At 72.0% G+C, this 15155-nt stretch carries 18 protein-coding genes; 9 read left to right on the top strand and 9 right to left on the bottom strand.

All coding sequences use genetic code 11. The features are described from left to right. Positions 1 to 154: 154 nt before the first annotated feature. Both NE235_RS27430 and NE235_RS27425 read right to left on the bottom strand, forming a co-directional pair. The gene (locus NE235_RS27430; protein ID WP_252808032.1) at positions 155 to 970 is read right to left on the bottom strand and encodes an SAM-dependent methyltransferase; all 816 of its coding nucleotides are present in this window, start codon (positions 968 to 970) and stop codon (positions 155 to 157) included. Positions 971 to 1191: 221 nt separating this feature from the next. Continuing rightward, positions 1192 to 2118 (bottom strand): hypothetical protein, encoded by a 927-nt coding sequence (locus NE235_RS27425; RefSeq protein WP_252808030.1) that lies wholly within the window; start codon positions 2116 to 2118, stop codon positions 1192 to 1194. Between the two features lie 84 nt (positions 2119 to 2202). Between NE235_RS27425 and NE235_RS27420 the strand changes: the two genes are divergently transcribed. Continuing rightward, positions 2203 to 3114: an SDR family oxidoreductase gene (locus NE235_RS27420; RefSeq protein ID WP_252808028.1), complete on the top strand. Its 912-nt coding sequence runs from the start codon at positions 2203 to 2205 to the stop codon at positions 3112 to 3114. 77 nt (positions 3115 to 3191) lie between these two features. Beyond that, positions 3192 to 3680 carry a hypothetical protein gene (locus NE235_RS27415; protein ID WP_252808026.1) on the top strand — a complete coding sequence of 163 codons (489 nt, stop codon included), beginning with the start codon at positions 3192 to 3194 and terminating at the stop codon, positions 3678 to 3680. Here NE235_RS27415 and NE235_RS27410 read toward each other — a convergent pair. The 3 genes from NE235_RS27410 to NE235_RS27400 all read right to left on the bottom strand — a co-directional run bounded on the left by NE235_RS27410 (position 3632) and on the right by NE235_RS27400 (position 6157). After that, entirely contained in the window at positions 3632 to 4663 is a 1032-nt protein-coding gene (locus tag NE235_RS27410; RefSeq protein WP_252808024.1) for a helix-turn-helix transcriptional regulator, read from the bottom strand. The genes NE235_RS27415 and NE235_RS27410 overlap by 49 nt on opposite strands. 9 nt (positions 4664 to 4672) lie before the next feature. Continuing rightward, positions 4673 to 5365 carry a MerR family transcriptional regulator gene (locus tag NE235_RS27405; RefSeq protein WP_252808022.1) on the bottom strand — a complete coding sequence of 231 codons (693 nt, stop codon included), beginning with the start codon at positions 5363 to 5365 and terminating at the stop codon, positions 4673 to 4675. Between the two features lie 78 nt (positions 5366 to 5443). Continuing rightward, on the bottom strand, positions 5444 to 6157 hold the full coding sequence (locus tag NE235_RS27400) for an IclR family transcriptional regulator (protein ID WP_252808020.1): 714 nt from the start codon (positions 6155 to 6157) through the stop codon (positions 5444 to 5446). A 76-nt stretch (positions 6158 to 6233) separates the two neighbouring features. Here NE235_RS27400 and leuC point away from each other — a divergent pair, with 76 nt between their 5' ends. From leuC to NE235_RS27380, 4 genes are all read left to right on the top strand, one after another. Further along, positions 6234 to 7631 (top strand): 3-isopropylmalate dehydratase large subunit, encoded by a 1398-nt coding sequence (gene leuC / locus NE235_RS27395; RefSeq protein ID WP_252808018.1) that lies wholly within the window; start codon positions 6234 to 6236, stop codon positions 7629 to 7631. Between the two features lie 15 nt (positions 7632 to 7646). Then, entirely contained in the window at positions 7647 to 8237 is a 591-nt protein-coding gene (gene leuD, locus NE235_RS27390) for a 3-isopropylmalate dehydratase small subunit (protein ID WP_252776186.1), read from the top strand. Positions 8238 to 8346: 109 nt separating this feature from the next. Next, positions 8347 to 8574, top strand: coding sequence for an SCO5555 family protein (locus NE235_RS27385; RefSeq protein WP_252808016.1), 228 nt, complete (start codon positions 8347 to 8349; stop codon positions 8572 to 8574). A 107-nt stretch (positions 8575 to 8681) separates the two neighbouring features. Beyond that, positions 8682 to 8966 (top strand): HU family DNA-binding protein, encoded by a 285-nt coding sequence (locus NE235_RS27380; RefSeq protein ID WP_252808014.1) that lies wholly within the window; start codon positions 8682 to 8684, stop codon positions 8964 to 8966. Positions 8967 to 9031: 65 nt separating this feature from the next. Here the strand turns inward: NE235_RS27380 and NE235_RS27375 are convergent, their stop codons facing one another. Together NE235_RS27375 and cofC are read right to left on the bottom strand one after the other, a co-directional pair. Then, positions 9032 to 9232: a hypothetical protein gene (locus NE235_RS27375; protein WP_252808012.1), complete on the bottom strand. Its 201-nt coding sequence runs from the start codon at positions 9230 to 9232 to the stop codon at positions 9032 to 9034. 42 nt (positions 9233 to 9274) lie between these two features. Further along, entirely contained in the window at positions 9275 to 9922 is a 648-nt protein-coding gene (gene cofC / locus NE235_RS27370; protein ID WP_252808010.1) for a 2-phospho-L-lactate guanylyltransferase, read from the bottom strand. Between the two features lie 80 nt (positions 9923 to 10002). Between cofC and NE235_RS27365 the strand changes: the two genes are divergently transcribed. From NE235_RS27365 to NE235_RS27355, 3 genes are all read left to right on the top strand, one after another. After that, the gene (locus tag NE235_RS27365) at positions 10003 to 10785 is read left to right on the top strand and encodes a lysophospholipid acyltransferase family protein (RefSeq protein WP_252808008.1); all 783 of its coding nucleotides are present in this window, start codon (positions 10003 to 10005) and stop codon (positions 10783 to 10785) included. Beyond that, positions 10782 to 11786 (top strand): NAD(P)H-dependent glycerol-3-phosphate dehydrogenase, encoded by a 1005-nt coding sequence (locus NE235_RS27360; protein ID WP_252808006.1) that lies wholly within the window; start codon positions 10782 to 10784, stop codon positions 11784 to 11786. The genes NE235_RS27365 and NE235_RS27360 overlap by 4 nt, the downstream gene beginning before the upstream one ends. A gap of 107 nt (positions 11787 to 11893) precedes the next feature. Next, positions 11894 to 12991 (top strand): D-alanine--D-alanine ligase family protein, encoded by a 1098-nt coding sequence (locus NE235_RS27355; protein ID WP_252808004.1) that lies wholly within the window; start codon positions 11894 to 11896, stop codon positions 12989 to 12991. Positions 12992 to 13143: 152 nt separating this feature from the next. Here the strand turns inward: NE235_RS27355 and NE235_RS27350 are convergent, their stop codons facing one another. Both NE235_RS27350 and NE235_RS27345 read right to left on the bottom strand, forming a co-directional pair. Further along, complete coding sequence (locus tag NE235_RS27350) at positions 13144 to 14202, bottom strand: cation diffusion facilitator family transporter (RefSeq protein ID WP_252808002.1); 1059 nt, start codon at positions 14200 to 14202, stop codon at positions 13144 to 13146. 145 nt (positions 14203 to 14347) lie between these two features. After that, positions 14348 to 14980, bottom strand: a complete 633-nt coding sequence (locus NE235_RS27345) for a GmrSD restriction endonuclease domain-containing protein (protein WP_252808000.1) — start codon at positions 14978 to 14980, stop codon at positions 14348 to 14350. Positions 14981 to 15155: the final 175 nt, after the last annotated feature.

The following is a 15155-nucleotide window of genomic DNA, read 5'->3' as shown; positions in this document are numbered from 1 at the left end:
TGGAGCGGTTGTGCATCGACGCCGAGCCCGCCACCCGCATCCGCGACACCCTCGGACGCATCCTCAAGGAGCTCTGACCTCAGGGCACGCGACCTCGAAGCTCGAGGTCGCACGGCCTACGGCCGCGGAGCCCAGGGCGTAAGGGGCCACGGCTTCAGGGCTTACGGCCGACGCCGCCCAGCATCCACGCCTTCTCGGGCGACCGGGCGTTCATCGGATTCTCCGGACGCCACTCGCGCACGTACACGAGCCCGGGATCGACCAGCTCGAACCCGTCGAAGAACGGCAGCACCTGATCCCGATTCCGCGCCGCGGTCTCGCCCGGCCGGTCCAGAACCGCCCGATAGATCTCCTCGATCGGTTCGACGACGTCCGGGCGGGTGTCGAAGACCACGTGGGTGATGGCCAGGTGGCTCCCGGGCGGAACGGCGTCGCGCAACCATGCGACGCTCGTGAACGGGTCGTCCGAATGCGGGATGAAGTGCAGCGAACCGCAGATGACGAGCGCGACCGGCTGGTCAAGGTCCATCAATCCGTGCAGCCGGCATTCGGCGAGGAATCTCTCCGGATCGAGGATGTCGCCCTCGACGACCGCCGTGTGCGGGCTGTCGATGAGGATCGCCCGCGCGTGGGATAGGACGATCGGGTCCTTCTCGACGTACACCACCCGCGCGTCCGGCGTCGTGGCACGGGCGATCTCATGCGTGTTGCGCTGAGTGGGCAGTCCGGATCCGATGTCGATGAACTGCCGGATGCCCTGCTCGGCGAGAAAGCGGACCGCGCGGCGGAGGAAGGCGCGGTTCTCCAGGGCGATGTCCCTGATCTCTGGAGCGATCGCGAGCAACTGGTCGACGGCCGTCCGGTCGGCGGCGAAATTGTCCTTCCCGCCGAGGAGGTAGTCGTTCATCCGGGCGACATTGGGAACGCTCGTGTCCACATCGGCCAGTCCACGCCGGGGCACGTCCGTCACATCTCACCTTTCTCGGAATTACAGTCCCTTACTGTGCCAGCCGGTACCCGCCGACTTCAATGCCTCACGCCGTTTCCGTCGGCCTCGGCACGACAGCGTGCGATCTCCCCGGCCCGGCGCCGTGCGCCCCGACGGCGTGCACCCACCCCGCCCCGACGGCACGCGCCCGCCCTCGTCACGGCGGCACGCGGCTGTCTCCCGGCGAGACGGCGTGCGTTGGCCTACTCGGCGTGGCGGCGGGCCGCTGCCTCCTCCGCGCGGCGGCGGGCCTCGTCGGCCGTGCGTGCGGCACGGTCGTACTCTCGCTCGACGACCTGTGCGTGCCGTCCGGCCTCCGCCCGCTCCGCTTCGGCGGCCTTCACCTGTCCGTGCAACTCTTCGAGACGCCGGCCGAGCTCCTCGAGGCGCCGATCAGCGGCTTCGACGGCCTCTCGCGCGGCGTCGCGCTCGGATCGCCACTGGGCGAGTGAGCCTTCCGCCTCCTCGGCCCGTTCGGCTGCGGCTTGCGCCTCCTCGGCCAGCCGGCGGGCCCGGATCCGGGCATTCTCCTCCGGCGCGGCCCGCTCGGCGTGCTCACGCGGGGCGTGCTCACGCGGGGCGCGCTTCGCACGCTCGCCCTTCGTCGGGGCACGCTTCTCGCGCCCGCCTTTCGGCGCGGTCGGTTCACGGCGCCGCGTCATCGACGGTGCCAGGGCCCCGAGTGGGCCGAAGCCCGCGTGGCTGAGCGGGTGTTCGAGTCGCCCGGCCCGTACGGCCTCGGCCGCCGCCGGATCCGCCAGGGCGGCCTGGAGCGTGTCCTCGACCTCACGGCTCTGGGCCTCGTTCAGGGGCCGTTCCGCCTCCTCCGCGAGCTCCCGCGCCCGGCGTACCAGCCCGTCCACCAGCGTGCCGCGCTCATGCTCCAACGCGCCCAGGTCGCCGCCGGACGACCACGCCTCGCGCATCCGCTCGCCGAGGTCGAGCAGGGGCTGGACGCCGCCATCGCGGACCAGGTGGTTCACCGCCCACGCCGAGACGGTGGGACGGCGCAGCGCGGTGAGGCGGCGGGCGTCCTCGCGTGGCAGCTCGCCGGCCAGCCGCTTGCGCGTGGCGGTGAACTCGGCCGGAGGGACGCCGTAGAGCCGGTCGGCGGCGGTGTCGAAGTCCACCCACCCATGATTCCCCGCGGAAAAGGCGACACAAGGTGTCCGCTTTCGCTGCCAGCATCCCCGGCGATGGGAAGGGAGAGAGGCATGACACTGCAGGGAAGGGTCGCGCTGGTCGCCGGAGGCACCCGCGGGGCGGGACGGGCGATCGCGGTCGAGCTCGGGCGGGCCGGCGCGACCGTGTACGTCACGGGCCGGACGACGCGGGAGCGGCGCTCGGAGATGAACCGGCCCGAGACGATCGAGGACACCGCCGACCTGGTGACGAAGGCGGGCGGCGAGGGCGTGGCCGTCGCCGTGGACCACCTGGACCCCGATCAGGTGCGGGCCCTGATCGAGCGCGTCGACCGGGAGCATGGACGGCTCGACGTGCTGGTCAACGACATCTGGGGTGGTGACGTGTACCTCCGGTTCGGCAGCCGGCTGTGGGAGCACTCGCTGGAGGACGGACTGCGGATGCTCCGCCTCGGCATCGACACGCACGCGATCACGAGTCACTTCGCGCTGCCGCTGCTCATCCGCCGGCCCGGCGGCCTGGTCGTCGAGATGACGGACGGGACGGCGGAGTTCAACGCCGCCTACCGCGCCGACGCCGGGTTCTTCTACGACCTCGTCAAGGTCGCCGTGCAGCGGATGGCGCTGGCCCAGGCGGAGGAGCTGCGCTCCTATGGCGGCACGGCCGTCGCGGTCACGCCGGGCTGGCTTCGCTCCGAGGCGATGCTGGAGCTGTTCGGCGTCACCGAGGAGAACTGGCGGGACGCCACCGCGCGGGAGCCGCACTTCTGCGTCTCCGAGTCGCCGGCGTACGTCGGCCGGGCCGTCGCGGCGCTGGCCGCCGACCCCGAGGTGAGCCGCTGGAGCGGCCGGACGCTGTCGAGCGGGGAACTCGCGAAGGTGTACGGCTTCACCGACGTGGACGGCACCCGGCCGGACGCCTGGCGGTACATCACCGAGGTCCGGGACGCCGGTCTCCCCGCCGACGACACCGGTTACCGCTGACGCGCCCGCATCCATCCTTCGGCGTGCGCGGAGATGTCCGGGACCTAGCGTGATCGGCGGAGAAAGGAAGGTCCTGGATGGCTGATGAGACTCCGGTCACCGACGACCGTGATCCGGCCGTCGTCGTGACGGCGATGGTCGACCATGTCCTCGCCCTCGCGGCGACCTGGACGGCCTGGGACGGCCGCCCGGTCGCCGCCGGGGACCGGGTGTACACCCCGCACAAGGCGATCCGGCGGGTCACCGACCACCTGATCGACCACCTCGCCGAGCTGGAGGCGAGGCTGGCCGGTGACCGGCCGATCCCGGACCGGTGGCACGCGTCGGCGGTGACGACCCCGGTCGATCTGGCGCCCTTCACCGATCAGGACCTGGACGAGGCGAGGAGTCGGCTGACCCGGCTCGCCCGGATCTGGGCCGACCGGCTGAACGCGCTGACGCCGGACCGGCTCGACCGCTCACCGGGCGAAGGGTGGAGCTTCCGGCAGCTCGCCTTTCACCTGGGCGAGGGGGTCTATTACGCCGACGCGGTCGGGGACCTCTCGGCCACCGGGGCCGGCGGCTGATCCCGGGCATCACCGGAAGCGGCGTACAGGCGGTGCGTCCGCCGGGCGGCGTCCGCCAGGAGAGAGCGCAGCTCCGGCGGGTCCAGGACCTCGGCCTCCGGGCCCAGGCGGAGGAGCTGGGAGTAGGCGACCTCCACGGACTCGACGGGCAGGGTGACGGTGACCCTGCCCTCGCCGTCGGGCGTGCTCGCCGACGCGAGCGCGTCCGGCAGGGCGGCCGGGTCCGCGACGTGCCGGAGCGCCCGCAGGCCCGCCGGGGTCAGCCGGACGGTGGCCCGCGTCCTGAGCAGCGAGCGCTCGAACTCCCTGGCCCGCGCGTCCCAGAACGCCGCCAGGTCGAAGTCCTCGTCCCGGACGAAACGCTCGGCTCCGGTCCGTACGTCCTCGAAGCGGTCGACGCGGTGGACGAGGAGCCGGTCGCCGGTACGGCCGACGGCGTACCAGACCCCGGCCTTGAGCACCAGGCCGTACGGTTCGAGGGTGCGCTCGACGACCCGTTCGCCGCGCCGGTAGCGGACGGTGGCGACGCGGTCGTCCCACACGGCCTGGGAGAGCTCCGGCAGTAGCGGCGGCCGGTCGGCGTCCCGGAACCATGCGGGTGCGTCCAGGTGGAAGCGCTGCGCGGCGGTGGCGGGGGCGTCGCGCAGTTCGGGCAGCAGCGCGGCCGAAACCTTGAGCCGGGCGGCGAGGGCGGCGTCGCCCAGGCCCATGTCCCGGAGCGGGCCGGGCACGCCCGACAGGAACAGCGCCTCGGCCTCGGCCCGGCCCAGACCGGTCAGCCGGGTGCGGTAACCCTCCAGGAGCCGGTACCCGCCGCCCCGGCCGCGGTCGGCGTACACCGGCACGCCCGCCTCCGCGAGCGCCAGCACGTCGCGGGTGATCGTGCGCTCGGAGACCTCCAGCCGCCGGGCGAGCTCCGCGGCGGTCATCGACTCCCGGCCCTGCAGGAGAAGGATCAGGGAGATGAGCCGCGCCGCCCGCATGCCCCAAGGCTAGGGGGTGTGCGCCGAGGATTCATGTCGTGCCGGCGAGGAGGATCCTCGGCGCAGGGCGCCGGTCTCCTCGAAGCGGCGGGCCGAGGCGTTCTCCTGGGCCATGCGGCGCAGTGCGAGCAGGACCCGCTCGTACAGGACGTTGGTCGCGATGGCGGTCTGCACGGCGGTCTCCCGGTCGTCGTCGGCCGACAGTCCGCCGACCTCGTGGTCCGCGACGAGCCCGGCGGCCTCGATGTAGGGGCGCAGGTCGCGCAGGACGATGGGCAGGCCCAGCCGGCGCAGCGCCACGAACGCCTGCGCGAGCAGGTCGCGCGCCGGCGCGTCGGGCACCACGCGCCAGCCGAGCTCGGCGACGACCGCGTCGACGTCCTGGCGGGCGGCCCGCCAGTCGGGGTCCTCGGGTCGCGGCTCGGCGCGCGGGCCGAGGGCGTACTGCGCCTCGCCCAGCAGCCGGTGCAGTGCCACGGTGTCGTCGTCCACGGCGGCGACGATCCGCTGTACGGACGCGACCGGCAGGCCGCCGACCTCCCGGAGCGCCCTGATGAGGCGGAGCCGGTGCAGGTGCCGCCCGTCGTACTCCGCCCGGGTCGCCGCGGTGGCCGTGCCCTTCGGGAGGAGGCCCTCCCGGATGTAGTACTTGATCGTCTGAACCGGCAGCCCGCTGCGGTCGCTGAGCTCGGAGATCTTCATTCGCCCCCCCGTCGCCCGGACACTATCGCCGTACGGCCGCCGGGGAGTCGTGGTCGCGGATCTCGGTATCCGAAGGGCTCAGCCGCGGCGCATCATCTCGGAGATCTTCTCGGCCGCGGCCAGGATGGGCGGGGCGTGCATCCGGCCGGGGGCGCGGGAGAGGCGCTCTATCGGGCCGGACACCGAGATGGCGGCGATCACGCGGCCGCCGGTGCCGCGGATCGGCGCGGAGACCGAGGCGACGCCCTGCTCGCGCTCGCCGACGCTCTGCGCCCAGCCGCGGCGGCGTACGGACGCCAGGGTCGTGGCGGTGAACTTCGCGCCGCGCAGCCCCCGGTGCAGACGGTCGGGCTCCTCCCAGGCCAGGAGGATCTGCGCGGCGGAGCCGGCGGTCATCGGCAGGGCGCTGCCGACGGGGACGGTGTCACGCAGCCCGCTCATCCGCTCGGCCGCCGCGACGCACACGCGGACGTCGCCCTGCCTCCGGTACAGCTGGGCGCTCTCGCCGGTCAGGTCGCGCAGCTGGGTCAGGATGGGCTGGGCGATGGCGAGCAGGCGGTCCTCTCCGGCGGCGGCGGCCAGCTCGGCGAGCCTGGGGCCGAGGATGAACCGGCCCTGCGTGTCGCGGTGGACCATGCGGTGGTGCTCCAGCGCGACGGCGAGCCGGTGGGCGGTGGGCCGGGCCAAGCCGGTGGTCTGCACCAGCTGGGCGAGGGAGGCCGGGCCGGCCTCGAGGGCGTTCAGGACGAGAACCGCTTTGTCCAGCACGCCGACTCCGCTAGAGTTGTCCATGCTTCGATACTGCCGTCTCGGAATCTGAGATGCAAGTCGCGGGCAGAGGAGCTACCGAACCGGAAGAGGTGGAGTGATGGGCCGAACACTCGCGGACAAGGTCTACGACGCGCACGTCGTACGGAGCGCCGAGGGCGAGCCGGATGTTCTCTACATCGACCTCCACCTCATCCACGAGGTCACCAGCCCGCAGGCCTTCGACGGCCTGCGCATGGCGAACCGCGCGGTCCGGCGCCCGGACCTGACGATCGCCACCGAGGACCACAACGTCCCGACCACCGACATCCTCAAGCCGATCGCCGACCCGGTGTCGCGCACCCAGGTCGAGACGCTGCGCAAGAACTGCGCCGAGTTCGGCGTCCGCCTGCACCCGATGGGCGACGCCGGCCAGGGCATCGTCCACGTCATCGGCCCGCAGCTGGGCCTGACCCAGCCGGGCATGACGGTCGTCTGCGGCGACTCGCACACCTCCACGCACGGCGCGTTCGGCGCGCTGGCGTTCGGCATCGGCACCAGCGAGGTCGAGCACGTCCTCGCCACCCAGACGCTGCCGCAGCGCAGGCCCAAGATGATGGCCGTCACGGTCAACGGTGAGCTGCCGTACGGCGTGACCGCCAAGGACCTCATCCTGGCGATCATCGCGAAGATCGGCACGGGCGGCGGCCAGGGCCACATCATCGAGTACCGCGGCGAGGCGATCCGGTCGCTGTCGATGGAAGGCCGCATGACGGTCTGCAACATGTCCATCGAGGCGGGCGCGCGCGCCGGCATGATCGCGCCGGACGAGACGACCTTCGCCTACCTCGAAGGCCGCCCGCACGCGCCGTCCGGCCCCGACTGGGAGGCCGCGAAGGAGTACTGGCGGTCGCTGCGCACCGACGACGACGCGACGTTCGACAAGGAGGTCGTGATCGACGCCTCCGAGCTCACGCCGTTCGTCACCTGGGGCACCAACCCCGGCCAGGGCGCTCCGCTGGCGACGACCGTCCCGGACCCGGCGTCCTTCGCCGACCCGACGCACCGCGCCGCCGCCGAGCGCGCGCTGGAGTACATGGGCCTGACCGCCGGCACCCCGCTGCGCGACGTCACCGTCGACACCGTGTTCGTCGGATCCTGCACGAACGGCCGGATCGAGGACTTGCGCGCCGCCGCCGAGGTGATCAAGGGCCGCAAGGTCGCCGACGGCGTGCGGATGCTGATCGTTCCGGGCTCGATGAAGGTCAAGGCGCAGGCCGAGGAGGAGGGCCTGAACGAGGTCTTCGCCGCCGCGGGCGCCGAGTGGCGCGAGGCGGGCTGCTCGATGTGCCTGGGCATGAACCCCGACCAGCTCAAGCCGGGGGAGCGCAGCGCCTCGACCTCCAACCGCAACTTCGAGGGCCGGCAGGGCAAGGGTGGCCGCACCCACCTGGTCTCGCCCGCCGTCGCCGCCGCCACCGCCATCACCGGGCGTCTGACCGCCCCGGCCGACCTGTAACCCGGGAGCCAGTTCATGGAAGCCTTCACCACCCACACGGGCCGCGCCGTGCCGCTGCGGCGCAGCAACGTCGACACCGACCAGATCATCCCGGCGGTCTGGCTCAAGCAGGTCAGCCGCACCGGCTTCGAGAAGGGCCTGTTCGCCGCCTGGCGGGAGGACCCCGAGTTCGTCCTGAACCGTCCGGAGTACCAGGGCGCGTCGATCCTCGTCGCCGGCCCCGACTTCGGCACCGGCTCCTCCCGCGAGCACGCCGTCTGGGCGCTGCAGCAGTACGGCTTCCGCGCCGTCGTGTCGGCGCGGTTCGGCGACATCTTCCGCAACAACGCCACGAAGATGGGCCTGCTGCCGATCCAGCTCCCCGAGGACGTCGTCGAGGGCCTGCAGGACAAGATCGCGGCGAACCCCGCCAAGGAGTTCACCATCGACCTGGAGGCGCGCGAGCTGCGCTGCGACGAGGGCGGCGTGCAGACCTTCGAGATCGACGACTACACGCGCTGGCGGCTGCTGGAGGGCCTGGACGACATCGGCCTGACCCTGCGCCACGCCGACGCCATCGGCGACTACGAGGCCAAGCGGCAGCCCTGGCTCCCCGTGACGGCCTGATCGCCCGCACCCGTACGGTGGAGGGGCCGGCAGCGTACGCTGCCGGCCCCTCCTGCCGTTCGCGACCCCGCGGCGCGCCTCCGTGGGAACCAGGTGACGAGGTGTGATGATGGCAACACCGTCCGGCCCCGCGTGGGACGACCCGCGGCTCAACGCCCTGGCCCGGCGGCTGCGCGAGGCGCACACGCGGGTGGCGGGCCTCCCGGGTGCGCTGAAACCCCGTCTGACCAGGCAACTCCTGCTCATAACCGATCTTGCCAAGCGGGATCCGGCGCTCGCCGTCAAGCGGCTCGAATCCTTCATGATCGAGCTTGATGGCGATGAAAACGCATCTTGAATGGCGCTTCCACCTACGACACAGGCGCAAACACCGGCCATGGGTGATTGTATAGATGCCCTGAGGCCCCTAGTTTCGAGCGAGCAAGGGGGAAGAGGAGCAAACCCATGAACAAGCGCGAACTCGTCGACGCGATCGCCGATCGAGTCGGCAGCAAGAAAGCGGCGACCGAGGCGGTCGACGCCATCCTGGAGACCATTCAGGAGACGGTGGCCAAGGGCGAGAAGGTGGCCATCACCGGTTTCGGATCTTTCGAGAAGGCCGATCGGCCGGCTCGCGAGGCCCGGAACCCGGCGACGGGCGCCACGATCAATGTGCCCGCCACCTCGGTCCCGAAGTTCAAGGCCGGTTCGGATTTCAAGAACCTGGTGGCCGGCGCCAAGAAGGAATAACGGCGTGCCGACGGCGCCCGGCGGACCCTGGTCCGCCGGGCGCCGTCGTGGTCGCCGGGGTGGTCCTACGGCAGCGGGAACGTCGACAGCGTGATCACCGTGATCCGGTCGTTCTCGACCGCGAGGTTCACCCGCTGCCCGAACCTCAGCAGCCGCAGGCCGCCGGCGTCGAACGCCGCCGTGTCGAAGGCCATCTCGCTCCCGTCGTCCAGCAGCACGCTGCCGGTCCGCGTCTCGGCGTCGTACGCCTTCACCGTGCCCTGCATGCCGCACAGACTAGAGCGTCCCGGGGATGAGCCCGGTGGCGGTCACGGAACCGGCAGGAGAGACGCCACGGACGCCGTCCGTGGTCCGACCCCGAGGCCGAGGGCGGCCCGCAGGTCGTCGATCGTGTCGACGTCCTGACGCACGCTGCGGACCCCGTCCAGCAGGAGTTCCCGCGCGCCCAGGTCCCGGTGCCGGGCGCGGGAGTCCGTCCCGAACGCCGGCGCGAACCTCACCCCGGGCCGCGCGGTGTACAGCGTGGTGCCGGACCCGGCGAGGTCGGGGAGGAAGGCGTTCGGCGCCTCTTCGGCGGCCTCAAGGACGAGGTCGAGTTCGGCGGGCCGCAGCGCCGGCAGGTCGGCGGACATCGCGCCGGCGCCGGAGTCCGGCGCCAGCGAGCGCGCCCGCTCGACGCCGTGCACCAGAGCGGGATTCAGCCCGGCGTCCGGTTCGTCCGGCACGACATGGGCGCCGAGCGCCGCCAGGGCGGGCGCGGCGACCGGGTCGTCGGTGACCACCACGACCCCCCGGACCCGCGGACACCGCAGTGCGGCGGATACGGTGTCGGTCGCGATGGCCAGCGCCAGCCGCTCCCGATGGGGGCCGACGGCGCCGGACAGCCGTGACTTCGCGCGGGCCAGTGGTTTGACCGGCACGACGAGCATCCAGGTGAGGCGATGGGTACCAGACATCGTGGGTCGACACTACGCGGAATCACCCGCGACACTTGACGACACCCCCGGCGCGGCCGGGACGAAGTGAGGAGGAGGGCATGGGTCATTCGCCCGTCTGGCGCGCGATCGTCGTGGGGATTCTGCGCCCGCTGCTGTTCACGCTGTTGAAGCGGGACTGGAAGGGCCAGGACAACATCCCCCGTAAGGGCGGAGTGATCATCGCCGCCAACCACCTGTCGTGGTCGGACCCGCTGGCCCTCGCCCACTTCATCTACAAGGCCGGCCGCTTCCCGGTCTACCTGGCCAAGGCCGGGGTGTTCAAGGCGCCGGTGATCGGCCGCGTCATCCGCCGGACCGGGCAGATCCCGGTGTACCGCGAGCGGTCCGACGCGGCGCTGGCGCTCCGCGACGCCGAGAAGGGCCTGCGCGCGGGGGAGTGCGTGATCTTCTACCCGGAGGGCACCTGCACCCGGGACCCGGACCTGTGGCCGATGACCGGCAAGACCGGCGCCGCGCGGATGGCTCTCACCACCGGTGCCCCTGTGATCCCCGTGGCGCACTGGGGCGCCCACATCCTCTGGCCGTACGGCACGAAGAGGTTCCGGCCGTTCCCGCGCAAGACGATGCATGTCATCGCCGGGCCGCCGGTCGACCTGTCGAAGTACGAGGGCCGGCCGCTGGACACGGAGACGCTGAACGCCGCGACGGCCGACATCATGCGGGCCATCGCCGACCTGCTCGGGGAGCTGCGCGGTGAGCCCGCGCCGGAGAAGTTGTACGACCCCCGCGAGGCGGCACGCGCCCGGCGCGCCGAGAAGGACGGTACGGCGGAGGCCGAGGGGACCGGCACGGGTGAGGGCGAGGAGGCCAAGGCCTCTTGAAGATCGCGGTGCTCGGGGCAGGGTCATGGGGGACCGTCTTCGCCAAGGTGCTGGCCGATGCGGGCGGCGACGTCACGGTGTGGGGACGCCGCGCCGAGCTGGTCGAGGCGATCAACGACCGGCATGAGAACCCCGACTACCTGCCGGACGTACGCCTCCCGGACCGGCTGACGGCCACGACCGAGGCCGCCGAGGCGCTCGACGGCGCGACCTACGTCATGCTGGCCGTGCCCGCCCAGACGCTCCGGCCGGGGCTGGCGGAGTGGCGGCCGCTGCTGCCCGCCGACGCGGTGCTGGTGAGCCTGATGAAGGGCATCGAGCTGCGCACCTGCAAGCGGATGAGCGAGGTGATCCGCGAGGTGGCCGACGTGCCCGAGGAGCGCGTCGCGGTGATCACCGGCCCGAACCTCGCCCGCGAGATCGTCATGGAGCAGCCCTCGGCCGCGGCCGTGGCGTGCGTCGACGAGGCGACGGCCCAGAAACTGCAGCTCGCCTGCATGACGCCGTACTTCCGTGCCTACACGAACGCCGACGTCATCGGCTGCGAGCTCGGCGGCGCGGTGAAGAACGTCATCGCCCTGGCCGTCGGCATCGCGGTCGGCATGGGCATGGGCGACAACGTGAGCGCGCTGCTGATGACACGCGGCCTGGCCGAGATCGCCCGCCTGGGGGCGGCGCTCGGCGCCGACCAGCACACGTTCGCGGGGCTGGCGGGGATGGGCGACCTCGTCGCCACGTGCAGCTCGCCGCTGTCGCGGAACCGCACGTTCGGCGAGAACCTCGGGCGCGGGATGAGCCTGGAGGAGGTCGTCAAGGCCACGCGGCAGACGGCGGAGGGCGTCAAGTCCTGCGACGCGATCCTCGAACTGGCGCGGCGTCACCACGTCGAGATGCCGATCACCGAGGCCATCGTCGCGGTCATGCACGGTGGGCTCAGCCCGGCCGACGCCGGCCGGCTGCTGATGTCGCGGACTCCGAAGCCCGAACGCTACGGCGTCTGATCCTCGTGGGCGCCTCTTCCCGTCGAACGGGGAAGAACATCACGAGGCGAAATGACGTGTAATGTCGGTGCCCGCGACTGTCGGTGCAGGTGAGAAGAGGTGGATCGTTGAGCAGGATCCGGGTCGCCGTCGTCTTCGGCGGGCGCAGTTCCGAGCATGCGATCTCCTGTCTCACCGCGGGCAGCGTGATGGCCGCGATCGACCAGGACCGGTACGAGGTCATCCCCATCGGCATCGCGCGTGACGGCCGCTGGGTCCTCGCGTCCGGGCAGCGGCTCGCGATCGAGGACGGCCGGCTGCCGGAGGTCGCCGACGACGGGCTGCCGCTGGCGCTGCCGTTCGACCCGGAGAGCCGTGGCCTGGTCGTCGTGGAGCCCGGGCAGGTGCCGCGGACGCTCGGCGACGTCGACGTGGTGCTCCCCCTGCTGCACGGCCCGTACGGCGAGGACGGCACGATCCAGGGCCTCCTCGAACTGGCGGGCGTGCGGTACGTCGGCGCGGGAGTGCTCGCCAGCGCCGCGAGCATGGACAAGGCGTACATGAAACTGGTCTGGCAGGGCTGTGGGCTGCCCGTCGGCCCGTACGTCGTCGTCAGGGACCGGCAGTGGCGCCGGGAGCGCAAGCAGGTCGTCGACGAGATCAAGGAGCTGGGCTGGCCGGTGTTCGTCAAGCCGGCGCGGGCGGGCTCGAGCATGGGCATCTCCAAGGTCGAGTCGGAGGACGCGCTGGAGGCCGCGGTCGAGGCCGCGCGCGAGCACGACCCGAAGGTCATCGTCGAGGCGGCCATTGAGGGCCGCGAGATCGAGTGCGGCGTTCTCGAGGGACTGAACGACGACCCGGCCGAGGCCAGCATGCCCGCCGAGGTGCGCGTCGGCTCCGGTCACGACTACTACGACTTCGAGGCGAAGTACCTCGACGACGGGCTGGCGCTCGACATCCCGCCGAAGCTCCCGGCGGCCGTGATCGAGGAGGTCCGCCGGCTGTCGGTGCGGGCCTTCGACGCGCTGGGCTGTGAGGGGCTCGCCCGGGTGGACTTCTTCTACACCCCGGACGGCCGCCTGATCCTCAACGAGATCAACACGATGCCCGGCTGCACGCCCGCCTCGGCGTTCCCCAAGATGTGGGCCGCGACGGGCCTGGACTACCCGGCTCTGGTCGACCGCTGGATCCGCACCGCCCTGGCCCGCCCCCTCGGCCTGCGCTAGCCCTCCGCGCGAGTCCACCGTCACCGTGGCCTCCTTGCCGTCGGTGGTGACGCTGGATGACCGGCCTGTCGGGTTCGTGTGGTCACTACCGGCGTCAAAGTGGCTCAGCCGATGTCACAGCCGCTGAGCCGACGTTACTCAGCGGTGCGCGGTCAGCGGTGCGCGGTCAGCGGCGCGTGGTGGTCGGTGCCGTCACCGGTGTCGGGGTCGGCGTGGACGGTGGCGGCCCTGAGGCGGGGGATCGCGTGGATGAGGGCGTGCTCGGCGTCGACCGCGATCGCGTGTGCCTGGACGGCGGTCACGCCGGCGTCGACGATGACGTCGCATTCGGCGCGCAGGTGGTGGCCGATCCAGCGCATCCGCACCTGGCCCAGGTCCCGGACGCCGGGGGTGGCGCGCAAGGTGGCCTCGGCGTGGTCGATCAGGGCGGGGTCGACGGCGTCCATGAGTCGGCGGTAGACCTCGCGGGCGGCTTGGCGCAGGACGGCCAGGATCGCGATGGTGATGAGCAGGCCGACGATCGGATCGGCCTGATGCCAGCCCGACGCGGCTCCGGCCACGCCGAGGAGCACGGCCAGGGAGGTGAACCCGTCGGTGCGGGCGTGCAATCCGTCGGCGATCAGGGCGGCGGAGCCGATCCTGCGGCCGATGCGGATCCGGTAGCGGGCGACCAGTTCATTGCCGGCGAACCCGACGAGGGCCGCGGCGGCGACCGCCCACAGATTCGACACTTCCTGCGGGTGGGCCAGGCGCTGGACGGCGGCGTAGGCGGCGGCGATGGAGGAGGCCGCGATGGTCGCGACGATCAGCACACCGGCCAGGTCCTCGGCCCGCCCGTACCCGTAGGTGTAGCGACGGGTCGGCGGGCGGCGGCCCAGCCAGAACGCGACTCCCAGCGGCACCGCCGTCAGCGCGTCGGCGGCGTTGTGCAGCGTGTCGCCGAGCAGCGCGACCGATCCGGAGAAGGCGACGACGAGCGCCTGGATCACCGTGGTGACGCCGAGCCCGGCGAGGGAGATGCACAGCGCCCGCATTCCCTCGGCCGAGGACTCCATCGCCGTGTCCACCTTGTCGGCCGCTTCATGGGAGTGCGGCCGCACCAGGTGGGTGATTCTCCTCCACCACCCGGACGATTCAACGTGCCCGTGCCCGTGCCCGTGCCCGTGCCCGTGTTCGTGGTGGTGGGCGGCGGATGACTGGTGATCGGTCATAGGCCCAGGATCGCGGAGGAATCCGGCTGCAGCATCTCGATACGTACGCAGGTCACGCGGTTGCGAACCGCTCGCGTCAGCCAGAGGATTTCGACAGGGCGCTCGTACGGCCCCGGTGTGTGCCCGGGGCCGTACGAGCGCCGGCTCAGCAGGTGTTGAGCATGCTGGTCAGCGCGGTCTTCTCGGCGCTCTGCAGGGTGAGCTTGTAGTACCACTTGACCTGGATCCAGGCGCGCGCGTACGTGCACCAGAAAGACGTCAGGGACGGCTTCCAGGTGGTGGGGTCCTGGTCGCCCTTGGCCTGGTTGACGTTGTCGGTGACGGCCCATAGCTGTGGCTCGTTCAGGTCGTTGGCGAACGCCTGGCGCTGCGCGGTCGTCCACGCCCACGCGCCGGACCGCCAGGCCTCGGAGAGCGGGACCATGTGGTCGATGTCGACGTCCGACGCGGCGGTCCAGGTGGCCCCGTCGTACGGGCTGTACCACCGGCCGGAGGTGGCGGCGCAGCTCGAGTCGGTCACGACGTTCGTGCCGTCCCGCTTGAGCACCTCCTCGCGGGTGTTGCAGGTCCCGCTGATGGTGATCCAGTGCGGGAACAGGGATCGGTCGTAGGTGGACTGGTGGCTCTCGGCGGCGACGGTGAGCGTCGCCAGCCGGGAGGCCGCGGTGCTCGCGGAGGGGATACCGGGCGGGGTGGCGTCCGCCGTTCCGGCGGTGACGGCGGTCAGCGCGGCCACCAGCGTCAGCGTGCCGGTGACGGCGGCGAAGGCTCGCTTCACGAGCTCGCTCCTTCTGCCCGCTGCTCCGGCCAGGCGGGGGACTGGTCGGGTACGGAGCAGCCGACACACGGAGAGTCGCCGAATGCCGCAGATGGCGAAATATCACCTGTTGATCGTTAATGCGCCTGAGTTCGTGGCGAATCGCCCATGACGCCCGTACGCCGCCGAGCCTTCA

This window comes from Actinoallomurus spadix (assembly GCF_024055725.1).
GTDB classification, from domain to species: Bacteria; Actinomycetota; Actinomycetes; order Streptosporangiales; family Streptosporangiaceae; genus Actinoallomurus; species Actinoallomurus spadix.
This window is presented reverse-complemented; position numbering and strand designations above follow the sequence as displayed.